Here is a 17,876-nt window from a genome sequence, read left to right on the forward strand (position 1 = left end):
GAAAATGTAAATAGAAAATACGAATGATTATAATGTTAATCTAATTAATGTTCGGTTTTTGTTGACTTAATCAATTTGCGTATTTAAAATGTAAGAAGGGAATACAAGTTATAAGGAGGATTGGTCATGCTAGTTGAAGACCAAGTATTAAGAGATCAATGGGTTGTTGCAGCGAAAGCAGAAAATATTAAAGAAGAACCACAGCAAGTGATCGTTCTAGGTGAGAGAATTGTTTTATTTAGAACGGAAGAGGGAATTCATGCATTCAAAGACCTTTGTATCCACCGTGGTGCAGCCCTTTCACTTGGTTGTGTCAAAGACGGACAACTCGTTTGCCCATACCATGGCTGGGAATATGACTCAGAAGGATCTTGTACAAAAATTCCACAGTTACCCGAAGGAAGAAAGATACCTTTAAAGGCAAAGGCGATAAAATATTCATGCAGAGAAGAATATGGCTATGTATGGGTAAATTTAAATAATAATCATCCTAAAATGTTTACATATCGTCCATTTCTTGATGAAAGCTACCATAATGTCTTATGGGGGCAAACAGAAATAAATGCAAACCCTCCAAGGGTAGTTGAAAATTTCCTTGATGTTGGCCACCTTGCATTCGTTCACGAAGGCTTCCTTGGTGTTCAAGAAAAACCAGTAATCAGTGATTATGATGTTCACGAGGATGAAGAACATATTTACTCTGATGAAATTGCGATCTTCCAACCTGATCCAGATGGGACTGGTATAGCAAAGGATGTCTATTATACGTACGAAATTTTCAATCCTCTTGTTGTTCAATTTACAAAGAGGGATCCTGAAAGTACCAATAAAATGACAATTGTCCTTATGATTCAACCAATTACAGAAAAAAAATCAATTGCTCATGGAATTATTTCCTTTAACTATGACACCGGAACGTCTGATGAAGAAACGATAAAATTCCAGGATATGATTTTTGCACAGGACAAGCCAATAGTCGAAAATCAAAAACCTGAAGACCTTCCATTGGATTTACAAGTTGAGCTTTCCTTAAAATCAGATCGCATGAGTATAGCCTATCGTCAATATTTGAAAAAAATAGGGGTTACATTAGGAACAGCCTGATAAATAAAAAAAGAGTGCCAAAAGATTACATTGTAGGAATCGATTGGCACTCTTTTATAACGAGTTGAAAGGGAATATCCCAATAGTATCTACTCTTCTTTTGGCGTTTCACAATACTGTTTAAAATTATCTAGAATCGCTTGCCAGCCTTCTTTTTGCATTTCAATGGAATTTGTAGACTCTGCTTCAAATTCTTCAATTACCTTCGTGGCGTTTCCTTGACTACTAAATGTGATCGCAACTTTTCTTCCATCTCCCATGGTGTAAGAAATTAATTCATTAAGATTCACCTCATCATAAACACCACCAAAATCAAATCCAAAGCTACCATCCTTGGCTTCCATTCGCGTTAAAAATTTCCCTCCAACTCTCAGATCGTTCTCTGCCTTTGGAGCGTGCCAATCATCAGAAGCCGTATTCCATTTTGTTATATGCTGGGGCTCTGTCCAATATTTCCACACCTTTTCAACTGATGCTTGAACTGTGGTTTCAATCGTAATTATTTCACTTTTACCCTTTTCCATTTCCACTACCACCCCTATAATATATTGAATTTTTCGTTAATTATATGTGAAAATAGCAGCGTTTACAACTTTATTTTTTCTAGTAGTTGAGGGGGAAATCATTTCGCACTTCCATACACTATAGTTCTATCACTAATTGCAAATGTTAATCAACCCTATGCCTCCCAACTAAGTTACACCAAAAAGGACACCTTTCTAGTAGAATGACGTTTGTTGAAACGAACAAACTCTAGAATGGGTGCCCTTATGCAATAGAAATAGATAATGTCTTTGGTTATTAGAATATAGCTTACAAGCTTGAAATATTACTACTGATGAATCTATTTAAAATACAATACCGATAATGATAGCTGATAGAACACTTACTAATGTAGCCCCATATAACAACTTTAATCCAAAACGTGCAACCACATTCCCTTGTTTTTCATTCAAGCCTTTAACTGCACCTACAATAGTACCAATGGATCCGAAGTTCGCAAATGAAATGAGGAAAACGGATACAATTGCAGTCGTACGATCACTTAAACCATCTTTTACTTCGACAAAGTCAAGCATTGCCACAAATTCATTCGCAACAAGCTTTGTTGCCATAATACTACCCGCATTAACAGCCTCGTGCCACGGAACTCCCATTACAAAGGCAATTGGTGCAAATACATATCCTAATACTCCTTGGAATGAGATGCCAAATACACCACTGAAGATCCCATTAATTAAAGCAATGAGTCCAACAAAACCGACTAACATTACCCCAACTACGATAGCCACTTTGAAACCATCCATAATATATTCGCCGAGCATTTCAAAAAATGTTTGTTTCTCACCTTCTTGAACTTCGATAATATCTTCTTCAGGCTTAACTTCATACGGATTAATAATTGATGCAATAATAAAACCACCAAATAAGTTTAATACTAATGCTGCAACTACATATCTAGGTTCTAGCATTGTCATGTATGAACCAACAATGGACATGGACACAGTCGACATTGCAGACGCACATAATGTATACAAGCGGTGTTTTGGTAAAAATCCGATTTGGTTTTTCACCGATATAAACACTTCATTTTGCCCTACTATCGCTGCTGCAACGGCATTATAAGATTCCAATTTCCCCATACCATTGATTTTACTTAGAACTAAACCAATATATTTTATAATAAACGGTAAAATTTTATAATGCTGTAAAATCCCAATTATTGCTGACATGAAAACAATCGGCATCAAGACAAATAAGAAAAATGTGTGAGCCCCTTCATTGGCAATCCCACCAAAAACAAAATTAGTACCTTCATTAGCATACTCAAGTAATTTTGCAAAACTATCAGCAAAACCTCCAATTAAGAATTCTCCAATACTCGTTTTTAGTAAAAGAAGTCCTAAAACAATTTGAAGAACAATCATGACAATAACTGGGCGATATTTTATCTTCTTCTTATTATTACTCGCAACATATGCCAGTAATAGAACTACAATTAGACCTACAATCGAAATTAAATAATGCATCTTATCCCCTCCAAAATTAAAGTTTACGCTTACTTCAATGCCTATCCTTCCATATCAATCCTTGTTCTAGAATAATAGCTATTAGACTTCCACAAATTAATCCATTATTTAAAATAGCAATCACGATCGGAGATAACTGATTCGTTGCTGATGAAGGGACAAACATTAAACCTACACCAACTAACAAGGCTACTCCACTAACGAGATACGTTCGCTCTTCATGTAGGACCTTTTTCAATTCCTTCAAAGAAATTCCAACCATCTTAACAAAAATAACGAATGTTACGGCATAGCCTATAGGTGCTGGGATACTGGCTATTACATTCATAATAGGCGGTAGCAAGGAGATACAGATAACTAAGCTACATCCAATTAAAAACGACTTGCGTTCCTTCATACCTGTTTGTTCAACATATCCCGCTGCTCCTGAAATAGGGACTGACCCAATTGCACCTAGACATCCACAAATAAATTGCGTTATCCCAGATGTAAACCCCGCACGCAAATAGCGGCGATCATCAAGTGATTGTTTTTGTTTCATAACAGTTTCCATCAATCGGATTGATGCAATTGCATTTGTTATTAATAACAGTGTTAATAAAAATGCAGTAGTGATCGTCCCACTGTCGAAATGAGGCCTTCCAAATGGGAAAAACGCAGGCATTTTAAACAGGGTATCCACCTGTGAAATTACGGGCATATTTCCAAAAATCATAAATAATACCCAGCCTATTAAAATACTAATAATGATTGAAAACTGTTGTAGTAAAGCATAGTGGCTGTTTCCTAACCAAAAGGTGATACAAATGACAACCACACTAAGTAAAAAAACGTTAACATCTAGCATCGGGTGGCTTGATGAAATACCCATCATTCCTTTCATAAAGGAGCCACTTAATTGAAAGATTAATAACAGTAAATATATAAACGTGATAGTTGGTGTGAAAAGACGGGCAATCTTATCCATGAGCTTACATGCTGAAAGTAGGATAAATAAAACACCGCTAATGATCATTCCTCCACATAAAGCTTGTAATGCAGCAATGTTAGACGTATATAATACCCCCACCAAACTCGCATAAATCGTAAATATGCTCCACCATAAGCCAGCTGGACCTTCATGAATAGGTAATTTATGACCAATCAGACCTTGTAAAAAACCAGCAATCCCCAAAGTTATAATGGTGCTTTGGATTAGTCCAGACGTTTCATTGGGTGTTAATTGATACAAATCCGCAATCGCAATTGGGGCTGCAATTGCACCCGCAATCATAAAAATCATCCACTGCAATCCGGACAGTAAAGCTTTCATTTCTTTCCCACTCTCTTATTTGTCTTTAGTCATCGATGACCGTATTAAGAGCTATTTCTACCATTTCATAAAAAGATTTTTCACTTTCTTCATGGGTTAAGCTTTCATTTGTTAATAATTGACTACCCACAGTCAAAATTGATAAAGCCTTCACACCATATTTGGCAGCTAACGTATATAGGGCTGTACTTTCCATTTCTACAGCTAACACACCGAACTCCATAAACTTGTGAAGCCTATCTAATGTTTCACGATAAAATTCATCAGAATTATAAATATTGCCAACAAAAACGTTTACATTTTTGCTTTGCGCTAGTTGATATGCCTTTATTAACAATGAAAAATCTGCCACAGGTGAATAATTACAGCCATGGAAAATCTTCTCCGTCAAATTACTGTCTGAAGACACCGCTTGAGCTAATATAACGTCGCGAATATTAAGTTCCTTTTGCATCGCACCACATGTGCCGATTCGAACCAATTTCTTAGCTCCATAATCATTTATCAATTCAGTACCGTAAATACTCATTGATGGATTTCCCATCCCAGTCCCCTGAACTGAAACTTGTACACCTTTGTACATTCCTGTGTAACCATACATCCCTCTTACTTCGTTATAACAATAAGCTTTGTCTAAAAATTGCTCTGCAACAAATTTTGCACGCAAAGGATCTCCCGGAAGCAATACACGTTCTGCTATTTCTCCTTTTTTTGCACTTAAATGCCTACTCATCGTTATTCCCCCAAATAATTAAATTGTTTTATTTCAAATTCGCTAAGGAAATCGCTTCCATTCATCATCAAAAAAAAGATGCCCATCGCAATTTCCAAACAAATTTCTAAGAAAAGAAATAAGTTATGAAACTACTATGAGCATAAATTTTTTTATCCTTCCAAACTAGACCAGATTATTACGTAGCGTACGGAAAATAATTGACCAAATGAATTATTGGAGCAATTCTTTACGAATATTATCTAAATCCCTTTTAGAAGGAATCGTGGAAATAATCACCACTGGCACTGTTTTTAATGCAACCGGCAAATTACTAATGACAAAATCAATATCATACTGCTGGACCATTTCATCAGTCAGCCCCTTCATGATAGAAGTGTTAATGATCAACTGATCCCCTATTTCCTTCTTTATCAAATTTGCTATATAATGTCGAATTGAAAACTCCTCTCCAATTACGAGGAAGGCCTTTTTACTTTTGTATCGTAAGCTTGAACGAACAAGCAAGGTAAGTTTTGTTAAATGGAAATTATTATACAAGACTGAAGGGTAAGAAGTTTGCCACTTGTGCATGCAGGTCTGTACGACTTGATAATCTTGTTGACACTCACTTTGGACATATGTTGTTAAATTGCTTTTTGAAATCATCATCCATTCAGGAATCGCATTATCGATTAAAAGCTTGTCAACGAACTCATATATTTCCAAGATAAATCGCTCGTTCATATCAATATTGGGATAAACATTATCCAATAATGTTAACAACTGATTTCCCATTTGATATTCTTCTTTCTCCTTGTATAATTCAACCTCCTTCATTGGTGTCATTTCTGACCCTTCATAATAATGATATTGGCTAAGACTAAACAAGGACTGCATGAAAAATATTTCGCCTTTTGGTAATTCGATCGAGAATCTTTCTTCAAGTCCTTTCGCGAAGGACTTTACTGATGAATGGAATATCCCCTTTTCCCACGGATAACCACTCTCGGCGATTTTCACATATTCTTCTTTCTTTACTCTTTCAAGTACAATCGCAACTAAGAAGGATAATTTCCTTTTGGAATTGATAAAATAAACAATGTTCTTCTCATTCTCTATATTCGTGATTAATTGATTGATGAAATCAAAGTCGATATTCGTAAACGGCCATCCAGTAAATTCATATGCATCACCATATAACTTCCAATAAAAATATCGGATATTCAATTCATTCCCTTTTACGACAGGAGTCGAGTATGTAATGCGTAGCTTATATGGCTTTAGATCATGATTATTTAACTGCACAATCAGTTTCTTCAAAGAAGAAGTGCTCATAAACATGGCTTCCGCAAGCTCCTCCATTGAGAATGGATTACGATTTGCAAACAATATGTCCATTAAACGATAGAAGATGGTTTGTCTTAACATGTTAGAAATTACTTCACTAACAGTTTTACTTCGCCCATCGCGTTGAAGAAGGATTCCCTTTCCTCTAGAAACATCAATGGTCATATCAATCGGTAATTGCACATTAATCTCCTCAACCATCTTACGTATGGTTTTATCTGAAACACCTAAATTTTTTTCAACTTCAGCTAAGGTAAACCATCTTTGCTCAGAATCAAGCAGGGTTAATAATTGACTAGCTAATTTGAATTCCTTATCCACTCTTCCACCTTATTTCTACTAAATATTGATTTTTTAAGAAATCCTTAGAATGTTAGTATAATGTTAATGCCAATAAATTAAACTGTACAGGGCACTCTCCTCATAAGGGAGGTTTAAACCAGTTCTATCTATGGGCAATATAAGAATAATCTCTCTTGTAAAACTTCTAAGACTTCTTCTGGCATTTCCCTGACCTTAATATCCTCACCTAGAAAAAGTAGCCAGCTTGTTAGTTCTGCCAATTCTTCGAGATTGTGAACATTGATGAAAGTTTTTAGAATGGCTGTCGTTTGGTAAGGATTCGTATAGGAAATTGAAACCTTTAAAGGATGGTACTTTTTGAACTGGGTAATTGCCTTTGGACCGAGCTCAAGAATAAGGTTATTGACTTCCTCCTGTTTACTTAGCTTTTCTAAAATCTTTTTCTTACTTAGCTTTTTTTTCGAAGGGAATGATACGACATTAGTGAGATTGTCCACGGAAATAAGTAGTCTTTTTTCCTCGTTTAAGTCAAAGCCTTCTATCAACCAAATGCTTTTTTCACGATAAAGGTGCAAGAGATAGATTGGATAAGACTTTATGACCTTCTCTTCTTTAATGGTAATTAATAAATGGCGATCTACAAGAAGTAGTTGGATCAGTTTTTCTAACATAGGATGTGGAAGGTCTGATAGATCAAGCAGGTCGGGATTATGGGGATTGGTCCCTTCAAATAGCAAAATTTGATTTAATAGAACAAGGGCATCTTGCTGGTTTTCTGAGATGAGGCCTAATAATTTTTCAGCTAAAGATTGACGGCTCTTTAGATATGGGAGTTGTTGATTTCTTGTGGCCATGAAGGCTATAAAAAGAGCTTTAATCTCATTATCAGTAAAGCGAACAGTTGGCAGAACAGAGTTATTCATGACAAAATAACCTCCATCTCTTCCAACTTCAGCAACAAGCGGCATCCCCATAGCTTCAATTTCTCTAATATCTCTTATGGCTGTCGAACGAGAAATGTTAAATTCACGCATAAGTTCAGAGATTGTAAAATGGGCGCGGTTATTGATATATCTCATGATAATATTTATCCGTTCAACTTTTTTCATTTGGACCTCCTAAACAGTATCACTTTTTGACATGATTTAAAGCTATTATAAACCTATCAAGTGAAAATACAATTCATTTGATAAATTAAAAAAAAGGAAGGTTTTGAATATGACAAATTATATGTTAGAAGAAAAAGACAGCTTTACCGTTTTAGGCATTGGAACTGAGCTTAAGAGCAATTACACAGACTATGCAGGCATAACCAAGGAAAAAGCAGACTTTTGGGAAGCCGTCAAACAAGATGGAACACTTGATACTTTAAAATCCTTAGCTAAAAATGACTATATTTTCGCGGTGAACGAAGCAGTGAATAACAAGATGATGCATTATGCTGGTGTCATGACAGAGGAGACGATACCTGAAGCAACTAGAGTTATTCAATTTCCTAAGGGAGAGTACCTTGTTGTTAAAGGAGAAGGACAGACAGCTGAAGAGTTAAGTAATATGCTTACTGGTATTGCCTTTGGTCAAGTCTTGCCAGAAGCTAAGGATTATGCCTATGTGGGTGGACCAAATACAACGGTTGAGATGGGAAATCGAAATGGATCAGTATTTGGTGAAATGTGGATTCCTGTTGTTAGAAAATAAAGGGATAAAAGGAGAGTTGGAAATTGTCCTATATTGTTGATTTTAAAGATGTATCTACAGTTGGTTTAGAGTCTTCACCAGTCGCAGAAGCGCTAGCAGGATTACGTGCGAATGAAGCCCGTTACTTTATGAACAAATATAAGCATGAATTCACAGTTATGCCAGCTAGCGAAAGTCAAGAAACACTTGATTATGTAAATCGAATTTTAAAAGAAGAACGTGATATTGAATTTGCGGCCAAACCTTTAGAAACGTCACAATGTCAAGTTGAAAACATCAAATGGACCCACGTCTTTTATGAGGATGGCCTTGCAGTCAACGTCTTGTATACAATCGATGGCCCTAAGCCGAAGCGTGCTGTTGGTTTTAAGCTTTCTGAAGGTATGGACGTACCAAAGGAGCTAGAAGCAAGGTTTAAGTTTGCTAGGCAGAAGTCTAAATTAGCTGGAACCATTCGGGGCTCGTTTTTTGTAATAAAAGGAGAATATTAAAAAAGGAAATGTGTAAGAAAAGCCATTCAAATAACAAGACAGCACTTCTCCAACAAATTAGAGGGTGCTGTTACTTTTTTGAAAGAAACATCATTTACTTGTGGTACAGTTCCCCTCTTTTTTTATATAATATCCCCTTAGGATTCACAATTACTACGATCACCGCAACAACAAAATAAGAAAGCATAACATATGTTAAAACCTCTAATCGATCCCCTTTAATTACCCCAATAAAAAAATTAAATAATTGGTGCATCATTATCGGGATTACTAGGTTCTTATTTAAGTTATAGAACAACGTCACAATAATCGAGAAAGATAGAATTCCAATCATAAAGAGGACAATGTAATTAACTAAATCCACACCAGTATAACCCGAGGTAAACCATATTGGAGTGTGCCAAAATCCCCATAAAACACCTACTATTAAAGCTGACCGTAAAGCAGAGTACTTCTTTTGAAGTTCATTTAATGCATATCCTCTCCAACCCAGCTCTTCGCCTAAAGGTCCTCTTATCAGATTATCAAAAAACTCACTGAATATGAAAGCTAGACCTATAATTGATAATGATAGATTTTGTGTATCGTTTTTATTTGATAGCAGCAATATAGTCACAGAGACGATTATAACTTGAATAAGCACGAAGCTGCTAAGAACAGAGACCTTAATTCTTGGGGTAAATTTTTCTTGTATAAAGTCTTTTAATCTTACTCCCGGGTAGATCCGTCTAAACAAAATAATGAAGGCAAAGGTGGATGACCAAGCGGAGATGATTTGCAAAATGGATGATATGCTCTCAGGTGCACCTAGCAACATACTTATACCGATACCCATAAAAAATACAAAAAATATTGCATAGCTTAAAATAACAAAGGTTTGTAAAGGTTTCTTTAGTGAACTTCTTTTTTTCATATTAACCCACCCCTTTAAAACAAAATTGTCGTTATAGAACATCCCAACAACCTCATTTTAAACCTGTGGGTTACCCCCAGCTCAATACCTTTTTACATTACTTTATAGAGGAAGTTCAAAAAGTCCGGTAAAAATGACACATCGAATTTCTTCGTTGGCTTGCTTTTCCGCTGCTCAAAACTGCGCCGCCTCGAACTTCTCGGTCCTTTTTATCCTCCTTTTTGAACACGCACTTATAGGAGAATACATTTCTACAAACACACGCTCAAGGCCTTCCTCATATGTAGTCAAAAGTATGTTAATGTAAGCTATTCCTAGTAATTTATATCCATTTTCTTGTGCAATTTTTAAAAGCCGTTCTCCTACTTCATTGTCAATATTTTTTCCACCGGTTACCGCTCTACCATTTTCGATTACGGTATAAATGCACTTTGGAAAGGCAAGTACTTCACCAGTAAGATTTTTGTCCCCCTCTTCTACTTCTTTTACCACTATAAATCTATCCTCTTTTTTCCCTTCTTCATCAAAATGGATTACTCGCCTTACACTCATTAAAGTAACAGCTTTCTTTAAACTTTCTGTACTATTTCTTATAATTTCATATTCATTGTAAGCAGTAAAATCAGCTATTTCGCCTTTTACTTCTAATGGCCTCATTTCTTTAACCGTAAACTTACCTAGGTGTAGTTTAATTTTAGAGCAGTTCTCTCTTACCGAGCTTATTTGCCTTAAAAGGAGTTTTTTATATTCCATTTCCTCAATTATTTTTGCTTCTTTCTCCACTAATACATCTTCTAGATCTGCTAAACTCTTGCTTTGTCTTATCTCCTGAATCTTCTTAATCTCAATATCAAGTTCTCGATAAAAATTGGTTGTTATCACATCATGAATATCATATTGATTATATTTACGATACCCATTTTCATCATACTTTGGTTTGACCAATTCCTTTTCTTCGTAATACTTTAATGTATCTCTTGTTACACCAAGAAAATTAGCAACTTGTCCTACAGTGTACATAGTTTCCCCCTTATGAATGGTATACAACTTAATCTCTAATATAACTATTAAACGACATTTGAAAGGAACGCAACATTTATAATAAGGGACTTTTTCATTAAAGAAACATACACCTATTGAACACAATGTCGATTAAGTACAAAAAGGGTTTGAATAAATTTGAATATTCTGTGACAGGGTTGAGATTTATTTTTGTGTTTTAGATGTAACCATTACAAACGTAACTATTCTTTAGAAACCATATTGTTACAATTAGTGGACATTAAGCGTCATTAATAAACGTAATGAAATGGAGGGCTTTATTTGAACAATCCACAACTGAAAATAGGTCATATGTTTCCAAAGTTTCCAATCATGCAAGGTGGTATGGGTGTAGGAATTTCTTTAAGTGGACTTGCTTCTGCTGTTGCAAATGCTGGAGGAATTGGCATCATATCAGGAACTGGGATTACCATCGAGGAAATGAGATCACATATAAGAAAGGCGAAAGAAGGTATTAAGGATTCCGGCTATATTGGGGTCAACGTCCTTTTCGCTATGAATGACTTTGCTGAAAAAATGAAAGCGGCCATTGATGAAAAGGTAGATTTCATTATATCAGGTGCTGGAATTTCAAGAGATATGTATAATTGGGGCAAAGAATACGGCATCCCTGTTATCTCGATTGTGTCTTCCGCAAAGCTTGCTAGATTATCAGAACGTCTTGGTGCATCTGCGGTTGTGGTAGAAGGCCATGAAGCTGGAGGACATCTAGGAACAGAAAGACCTTTGTTCGATATATTGCCTGAAGTGGTTGCGGCAGTTAAGATTCCTGTTATTGCTGCTGGTGGCATTATGACTGGAGAAGATCTTGCAAAAGCCTTACGACTAGGGGCATCTGGGGTACAAATGGGAACTAGATTTGTTGCTAGTGAAGAGTGTGATGCACCATTATCATTCAAAGAAAAATATGTAAATGCCAAACAAGAAGATACCATTATGGTTAAAACAACTGTTGGGCTCCAGGGTCGTGCAATTAAGAACCGCTTCACTGAACTCATTTCCGATGATAAAAAGGTAAAAATTAAAAAGTGTGTAGATTGCCTTAAAAATTGTTCTTATCGCTTTTGTACGCTAGATTCTTTGTTAACCTCTATGAATGGAGATTGCGAGAATGGTCTTGTTTTTGCCGGATCAAGAGTACATGAAATTAAAGAAATCCTACCTGTTAAAACAATCATCGACAATATTATGAGTGAATACAAAGCTTGTATGTAAATTTGAAAGGTACCTTCTCCACGATTCGGACAGGTACCTATGGATAAACTTACGTAGAAACCAATTCTAATATATTCCCATCTGGGTCTATGACATGGAATACAGACTGCTTAGAACTTCTCCTTACTTGAAAGTTGTGTGATTCTAATAGTCGATAATAATAAAATATTCGCATCGGTTTCAATTCTCGTATTGCTCTTGAAAGTTCAATCATAATCTCATGATTAGGCGTTAAAATCTCTCTATCAGTATCACTGATTGATTTAAGTTTCTTTCTAGAACGATGAAGTGCTGTCTTAATTGATTCATTACTCACCCTTAACATGGATGCTATTTCTTTTGTAGTGTATCCAAAAACATCCTTCAGGGTAATAAGCATTGATTGTTTCAAAGGTAATGAAGCTAGTAAAATTTCAATTAAACTATAGTATTCGATAGAATCATACTCTTTTCCATTTAACTCTTCATTAAATTGAATGACCTCTTTATGTTTTCTTTTTTCATCTATAAAATGGTTTTTAGCGACTGTACATAAGAATGAAAATGTAAACTCTCTATTTGGTTCTGAATGTTTAATTTTATAGACTTTTAGCAATGTTTCCTGTACTAAATCTTCAGCCGTCCAAGGGGATCCAGACAACTTTAAGCAATATGTACAAAGTTTTTTAATCTCAATCTCTAAATCCTCAAAAACCATGTTTTAGCACCCTTTTATAAAAAAATTTTATATTGTTGTAACCTTTAGACTATTATAAACGTTATAAATATGAATTTCACGTAAAGGAGGAAGATTATGTTTAAAATAGGTGGTATATTTATTCCGGTTACAGATGTTGAAAAATCTGCTGAATGGTATCAAAAAAATCTGGGGGTAAAGAAAATTGATAGTTGGGAAGATGGTGCTGGATTTTACTTACCAACTGGTTCAACGCAACTAGCCTTAGTAAAAGTTGAATCCCACCAACCTACGGAGTTTAACGTCAATAGTAATCAGAAGAATTCTTATTATAACTTTGTAGTTGATCATATTGAAGCTGCTCATCAACATTTTAAAAACAATGGCATCGTAACAACCGAAATTGATAATTTTGGTGGAATGAAATTCTTTGATTTTTTCGATTTAGATGGTAATCCATTCAGTGTAGTTAATGAAGTTGATGGTTCCCCTTTCCACTCAGATAATGTTAGAAAAATGCAAGAAAGTGATTTTAATAGTTAATTGATAGTTATAGGAATAGAATTACCATTCAAATAGAATTGGTAATTCTATTTTTACTTTCCTCCCTATACTTCAAATACCAATAACTTCTAGCAGAAATCTAGGTGAATTATATATAAAAACGCTTGCAAAACTCAAAATATATACTATAATACTTGTATACAAGTATACAAACAAACTCTTTTGGAGGTGTTTTTATGGTCGATTCAAAGGAATTTCTATATCCTGAGAAGTGGCTTTCCAAGGCTCCAACTGGTGAACGCGTCGCATCAGAGCTTAGAATGCGTATTATTTCCGGCTCAATTGAAAGCGGTACCACCCTTTCTGAAAATAAATTAGCTGGGGATTTTAATGTGAGTCGCTCTCCCGTTCGTGAAGCGTTAAAAATATTGGCATCTGAAAATATCATTCGTTTAGAAAGAATGGGTGCCGTTGTGATTGGATTAACCGAAAAAGATATTGCAGAAATATATGATGTACGTTTACTAATTGAAACCTTTGTATTTGAACGATTTGTAGGGATGGACACGAGTGGGTTAGTAAGAGATTTAAATAAAATACTAGAAATGATGAAGATCGCCATCAAATATCAGGATGCTGATGAGTTTAGTTATCAAGATGTGTTATTTCACGAAACGATCATTCATGCAAGTAATCATTCCTATATCTCGATGATTTGGAATAATTTAAAACCAGTAATGGAAAGCCTAATCCTACTGTCTATGCGAGTACGATTCAAAGAAAAATATGAGGACTTTACCCGTATTGTTCATAATCACAACCTTTATATTGAAGCCATCCAATCAAAAGATAGAACCCTCATGATTGAGTCTTTACACAAAAACTTTGACGATGTTCAAGGTAAAGTCGAAGACCTTTGGAGGTCACAAGAAATGCTTTCTAAAGGAGTAGTAGAAGAAAATGACTAGCTATATGTTAGGGATAGATATTGGCACAACAAGTACGAAGGCAGTTTTATTTACTGATAAGGGAGAAGTCATCCAAACAGAAAATATTGGCTATCCGCTATATACACCTGATGTAATGACTGCTGAACAAAACCCTGAAGAGATTTTTCAGGCTGTCTTACAATCAATTTCAAATATAATGAAACATCATTCCGATAAAGAGCTATCATTTATTTCATTTAGCAGTGCCATGCATAGTGTCATTGCCATGGATGAAAATGATCAGCCGCTAACAAATTGCATTACATGGGCGGATAATCGCAGTGAAGCATGGGCACATAAAATAAAAAATGAGATGAATGGACATGAGGTCTACAAACGAACTGGAACACCGATTCATCCTATGTCACCACTATGTAAAATCACTTGGATCGTACATGATCGCCCTGAGATTTCTACTCAAGCTAAAAAGTATATCGGGATTAAAGAATATATTTTTAAAAAGTTCTTTAATCAATATGTTGTCGATCACTCCCTTGCTTCTTGTATGGGAATGATGAATTTAAAAAACTTAGATTGGGATGAAGAAGCTCTAAAAATTGCCGGTATCACCCGCAATCAATTATCTCAACTCGTACCAACTACCCAAATATTTACAAACTGTGATCCCGTTTTGGCCAATCAGATTGGAATAAAACCAGAAACACCGTTTGTTATTGGTGCAAGTGATGGAGTCCTATCAAATCTTGGGGTAGGCGCTATCCAAAAAGGAGAAATTGCCGTCACGATTGGAACAAGTGGGGCAATTCGAACCATTATTGATCATCCACAAACAGATGAAAAAGGAAGAATTTTTTGCTATGCGTTAACGGAAAATCACTGGGTAATTGGCGGTCCAGTCAACAATGGTGGAATGGTTCTACGTTGGATTCGTGATGAATTTGCTTCTTCTGAGGTAGAAACAGCCAAGAGGCTTGGAATTGATCCATATGAGGTACTAACTAAAATTGCAGATCGTGTAAGACCCGGATCTGACGGATTGTTATTCCATCCCTATCTTGCGGGGGAACGTGCTCCATTATGGAACCCAGACGTCCGCGGTTCATTTTTTGGATTAACCCTGTCACATAAAAAAGAACATATGATTCGCGCTGCTTTAGAAGGGGTTATTTACAATTTATATACTGTATTTCTAGCCCTAACTGAATGCATGGACGGTCCTGTTACCCGTATTCAGGCAACTGGAGGTTTCGCACGATCAGCCGTTTGGCGGCAAATGATGTCTGATATATTCGAATCAGAAGTCATTGTGCCAGAAAGCTATGAGAGTTCGTGTCTCGGTGCTTGTATTTTAGGGTTATATGCCACCGGTGAAATAGATTCCTTTGAGGTTGTTTCTGAAATGATTGGTAGCACCTACAAACATACACCGAATGAAAGCGCAGTACATGCTTATAGGGGCTTACTTCCAATCTTCATTAACCTATCGAGAGTATTAGAAAATGAATATACGCAAATTGCCAATTATCAAAGAAACTTGATAAACAAACACAACTAGACCAACATCTGGAGGAATTACAATGCCATTAATTATAGTCGCAATAGGTATAGTAGCCCTGCTTATTTTAATCATGGGCTTGAAATTAAACACATTTATCTCTTTAATTATTGTCTCAATCGGTGTTGCATTAGCGCTTGGAATGCCAGTTGATCAGGTCGTTAAAACCGTTGAAGCTGGACTAGGCGGAACACTTGGCCACATCGCACTTGTATTTGGTCTTGGAGCAATGCTTGGTAGATTAATTGCTGATGCTGGTGGAGCGCAACGAATTGCAATGACCCTCGTCAACAAATTTGGAGAAAAAAATATTCAATGGGCTGTCGTTGTCGCTTCATTCATTATCGGGATCGCTCTATTTTTTGAAGTAGGATTAGTATTATTAATCCCAATTGTATTTGCGATTTCTAGACAATTGAAGGTCTCAATTTTATACCTTGGTATTCCGATGACAGCGGCTTTATCTGTTACACACGGCTTCTTGCCACCACATCCAGGACCAACTGTTATTGCTGGTGAATTTGGTGCAAACATTGGTCACGTATTACTTTATGGATTGATTATTTCCATTCCAACCGTTTTCATAGCTGGTCCGGTTTTCACAAAAATTGCAAAAAAATTGGTCCCTGCCTCTTTTACGAAAACAGGTAATATTGCTTCTTTAGGGGAGCAAAAAACATTTAAAACGGAAGAAACACCTGGTTTTGGAATTAGTGTATTCACTGCCTTACTTCCTGTTATTTTAATGTCAATTGCAACAATTATTACATTACTTCAAAAAACAATCGGATTTGAAGATAATACTTTTCTAGCAGCGATTCGATTTATTGGTGAAGCTGGTACTTCCATTTTAATCTCGTTATTAGTTGCTGTTTATACAATGGGATTAGCAAGAAAAATCCCAATCAAAACTGTAATGGATTCTTGTACAACCGCTATCACACATATTGGAATGATGCTCTTAATCATTGGTGGAGGCGGAGCCTTCAAACAAGTATTAATTGATGGCGGTGTGGGTGACTATGTAGCTGAGTTATTCGAAGGTACGTCATTATCCCCTATTCTGCTTGCTTGGATTATCGCTGCCATCTTACGTATTTCCCTAGGTTCGGCAACGGTTTCTGCTTTAACTACAGCTGGTTTAGTCATCCCGATGCTCGGACAAACTGACGTAAATCTTGCCTTAGTTGTCCTTGCAACTGGTGCCGGGAGTTTAATAGCTTCCCACGTTAACGATGCTGGTTTCTGGATGTTCAAAGAATACTTTGGTTTAAGTATGAAAGAAACCTTTGCAACCTGGACCTTGCTTGAAACGATTATTTCCGTAGCTGGGTTAGTCTTTATCTTATTACTAAGCTTATTTGTATAAATGAATTTAGGCAGTAAATTCCCACTTATAGTGAGGATTTACTGCCTTTTATTTTTATTAAAAGTCTTTTTACAGTTAATCAGCAATCTACTTAATACGGAAACGGTCAACACTTTGTTTTAATTCTTCCGCCAGTCCATGGAGCATAGCTGCAAAGCTTGCTACCTCTTGCATAGCCGCAAGTTGTTCCTCTGATGAAGCGGCGACGTGCGCGGAGTTAGCCGAAGATGAATCGACGATACCCTCCAGCACTGTTAATGAAGCAGCAACTAACTCACTTCCTGCTGACAGTTGCTCCGAAGCAGCAGATACTTCCTCAACCTGCTCGGATACTTTCCGAATCGATTCCACGATTGAACTAAATGTTTGCCCAGTCTTATTCGCGATAAGTGTACCTGTCTGAGCTTCTGTCATTGATTTGTCCAAAGATATCACTGTCTTACTCGTGTGATCACTAATGCCTTGTAGTATATCAGTTATTTTCTCCGAAGAGGTTTTGGATTGTTCAGCTAGTTTACGAATAAGCGAAAGTACATAAGCGGAGTTTTTTCCGTTAATTGCAGTTTGGGGGGCATTTTTGAGGTTAGTCTTAAAAGTGGACACTGGAAAACGAGATTTAGTTTATAATTGAA

Annotated in this window: 18 protein-coding genes; 8 read left to right on the plus strand and 10 right to left on the minus strand. The window is 36.2% G+C overall.

Going from position 1 to position 17,876, the window contains the following annotated elements; all coding sequences use genetic code 11:
* The first annotated feature begins 126 nt into the window (after positions 1 to 126).
* The gene (locus tag MJG50_RS11820; protein WP_240255940.1) at positions 127 to 1,104 is read left to right on the plus strand and encodes an aromatic ring-hydroxylating oxygenase subunit alpha; all 978 of its coding nucleotides are present in this window, start codon (positions 127 to 129) and stop codon (positions 1,102 to 1,104) included.
* A gap of 89 nt (positions 1,105 to 1,193) precedes the next feature.
* Here the strand turns inward: MJG50_RS11820 and MJG50_RS11825 are convergent, their stop codons facing one another.
* From MJG50_RS11825 to MJG50_RS11850, 6 genes are all read right to left on the minus strand, one after another.
* The gene (locus tag MJG50_RS11825; protein ID WP_240255941.1) at positions 1,194 to 1,628 is read right to left on the minus strand and encodes an SRPBCC family protein; all 435 of its coding nucleotides are present in this window, start codon (positions 1,626 to 1,628) and stop codon (positions 1,194 to 1,196) included.
* Positions 1,629 to 1,952: 324 nt separating this feature from the next.
* Complete coding sequence (locus tag MJG50_RS11830; protein WP_240255942.1) at positions 1,953 to 3,134, minus strand: NupC/NupG family nucleoside CNT transporter; 1,182 nt, start codon at positions 3,132 to 3,134, stop codon at positions 1,953 to 1,955.
* Positions 3,135 to 3,168: 34 nt separating this feature from the next.
* Entirely contained in the window at positions 3,169 to 4,446 is a 1,278-nt protein-coding gene (locus tag MJG50_RS11835; protein ID WP_240255943.1) for a purine/pyrimidine permease, read from the minus strand.
* 25 nt (positions 4,447 to 4,471) lie between these two features.
* Positions 4,472 to 5,179, minus strand: a complete 708-nt coding sequence (deoD, locus tag MJG50_RS11840) for a purine-nucleoside phosphorylase (RefSeq protein ID WP_240255944.1) — start codon at positions 5,177 to 5,179, stop codon at positions 4,472 to 4,474.
* Between the two features lie 213 nt (positions 5,180 to 5,392).
* On the minus strand, positions 5,393 to 6,829 hold the full coding sequence (locus MJG50_RS11845; protein WP_240255945.1) for an AcpB/EbpR/MafR family transcriptional regulator: 1,437 nt from the start codon (positions 6,827 to 6,829) through the stop codon (positions 5,393 to 5,395).
* Between the two features lie 128 nt (positions 6,830 to 6,957).
* Complete coding sequence (locus MJG50_RS11850; protein ID WP_240255946.1) at positions 6,958 to 7,920, minus strand: helix-turn-helix transcriptional regulator; 963 nt, start codon at positions 7,918 to 7,920, stop codon at positions 6,958 to 6,960.
* A gap of 109 nt (positions 7,921 to 8,029) precedes the next feature.
* Here MJG50_RS11850 and MJG50_RS11855 point away from each other — a divergent pair, with 109 nt between their 5' ends.
* The gene (locus MJG50_RS11855; RefSeq protein WP_240255947.1) at positions 8,030 to 8,509 is read left to right on the plus strand and encodes a GyrI-like domain-containing protein; all 480 of its coding nucleotides are present in this window, start codon (positions 8,030 to 8,032) and stop codon (positions 8,507 to 8,509) included.
* Positions 8,510 to 8,532: 23 nt separating this feature from the next.
* Complete coding sequence (locus MJG50_RS11860) at positions 8,533 to 9,000, plus strand: DUF8821 family protein (protein ID WP_240255948.1); 468 nt, start codon at positions 8,533 to 8,535, stop codon at positions 8,998 to 9,000.
* A 94-nt stretch (positions 9,001 to 9,094) separates the two neighbouring features.
* Here the strand turns inward: MJG50_RS11860 and MJG50_RS11865 are convergent, their stop codons facing one another.
* Both MJG50_RS11865 and MJG50_RS11870 read right to left on the minus strand, forming a co-directional pair.
* Entirely contained in the window at positions 9,095 to 9,913 is an 819-nt protein-coding gene (locus MJG50_RS11865; protein WP_240255949.1) for a CPBP family intramembrane glutamic endopeptidase, read from the minus strand.
* A 174-nt stretch (positions 9,914 to 10,087) separates the two neighbouring features.
* Positions 10,088 to 10,933 carry a MerR family transcriptional regulator gene (locus MJG50_RS11870; protein WP_240255950.1) on the minus strand — a complete coding sequence of 282 codons (846 nt, stop codon included), beginning with the start codon at positions 10,931 to 10,933 and terminating at the stop codon, positions 10,088 to 10,090.
* A 303-nt stretch (positions 10,934 to 11,236) separates the two neighbouring features.
* Here MJG50_RS11870 and MJG50_RS11875 point away from each other — a divergent pair, with 303 nt between their 5' ends.
* On the plus strand, positions 11,237 to 12,190 hold the full coding sequence (locus tag MJG50_RS11875; protein ID WP_431307277.1) for an NAD(P)H-dependent flavin oxidoreductase: 954 nt from the start codon (positions 11,237 to 11,239) through the stop codon (positions 12,188 to 12,190).
* A gap of 49 nt (positions 12,191 to 12,239) precedes the next feature.
* Here MJG50_RS11875 and MJG50_RS11880 read toward each other — a convergent pair whose 3' ends face one another.
* Positions 12,240 to 12,887 (minus strand): RNA polymerase sigma factor, encoded by a 648-nt coding sequence (locus MJG50_RS11880; RefSeq protein ID WP_240255951.1) that lies wholly within the window; start codon positions 12,885 to 12,887, stop codon positions 12,240 to 12,242.
* A gap of 96 nt (positions 12,888 to 12,983) precedes the next feature.
* Here MJG50_RS11880 and MJG50_RS11885 point away from each other — a divergent pair, with 96 nt between their 5' ends.
* From MJG50_RS11885 to MJG50_RS11900, 4 genes are all read left to right on the plus strand, one after another.
* The gene (locus MJG50_RS11885) at positions 12,984 to 13,409 is read left to right on the plus strand and encodes a VOC family protein (protein WP_240255952.1); all 426 of its coding nucleotides are present in this window, start codon (positions 12,984 to 12,986) and stop codon (positions 13,407 to 13,409) included.
* 197 nt (positions 13,410 to 13,606) lie between these two features.
* Positions 13,607 to 14,338 (plus strand): GntR family transcriptional regulator, encoded by a 732-nt coding sequence (locus tag MJG50_RS11890; RefSeq protein WP_240255953.1) that lies wholly within the window; start codon positions 13,607 to 13,609, stop codon positions 14,336 to 14,338.
* Positions 14,331 to 15,875: a gluconokinase gene (gntK, locus tag MJG50_RS11895; protein ID WP_240255954.1), complete on the plus strand. Its 1,545-nt coding sequence runs from the start codon at positions 14,331 to 14,333 to the stop codon at positions 15,873 to 15,875. Before MJG50_RS11890 ends, gntK begins: the two co-directional genes overlap by 8 nt.
* A gap of 22 nt (positions 15,876 to 15,897) precedes the next feature.
* Positions 15,898 to 17,244: a GntP family permease gene (locus tag MJG50_RS11900; protein WP_240255955.1), complete on the plus strand. Its 1,347-nt coding sequence runs from the start codon at positions 15,898 to 15,900 to the stop codon at positions 17,242 to 17,244.
* 87 nt (positions 17,245 to 17,331) lie between these two features.
* Here MJG50_RS11900 and MJG50_RS11905 read toward each other — a convergent pair whose 3' ends face one another.
* Entirely contained in the window at positions 17,332 to 17,847 is a 516-nt protein-coding gene (locus MJG50_RS11905; protein ID WP_240255956.1) for a methyl-accepting chemotaxis protein, read from the minus strand.
* Positions 17,848 to 17,876: the final 29 nt, after the last annotated feature.

Source organism: Fredinandcohnia quinoae (assembly GCF_022427965.1).
Classification (GTDB): domain Bacteria; phylum Bacillota; class Bacilli; order Bacillales; family Bacillaceae_L; genus Ferdinandcohnia; species Ferdinandcohnia quinoae.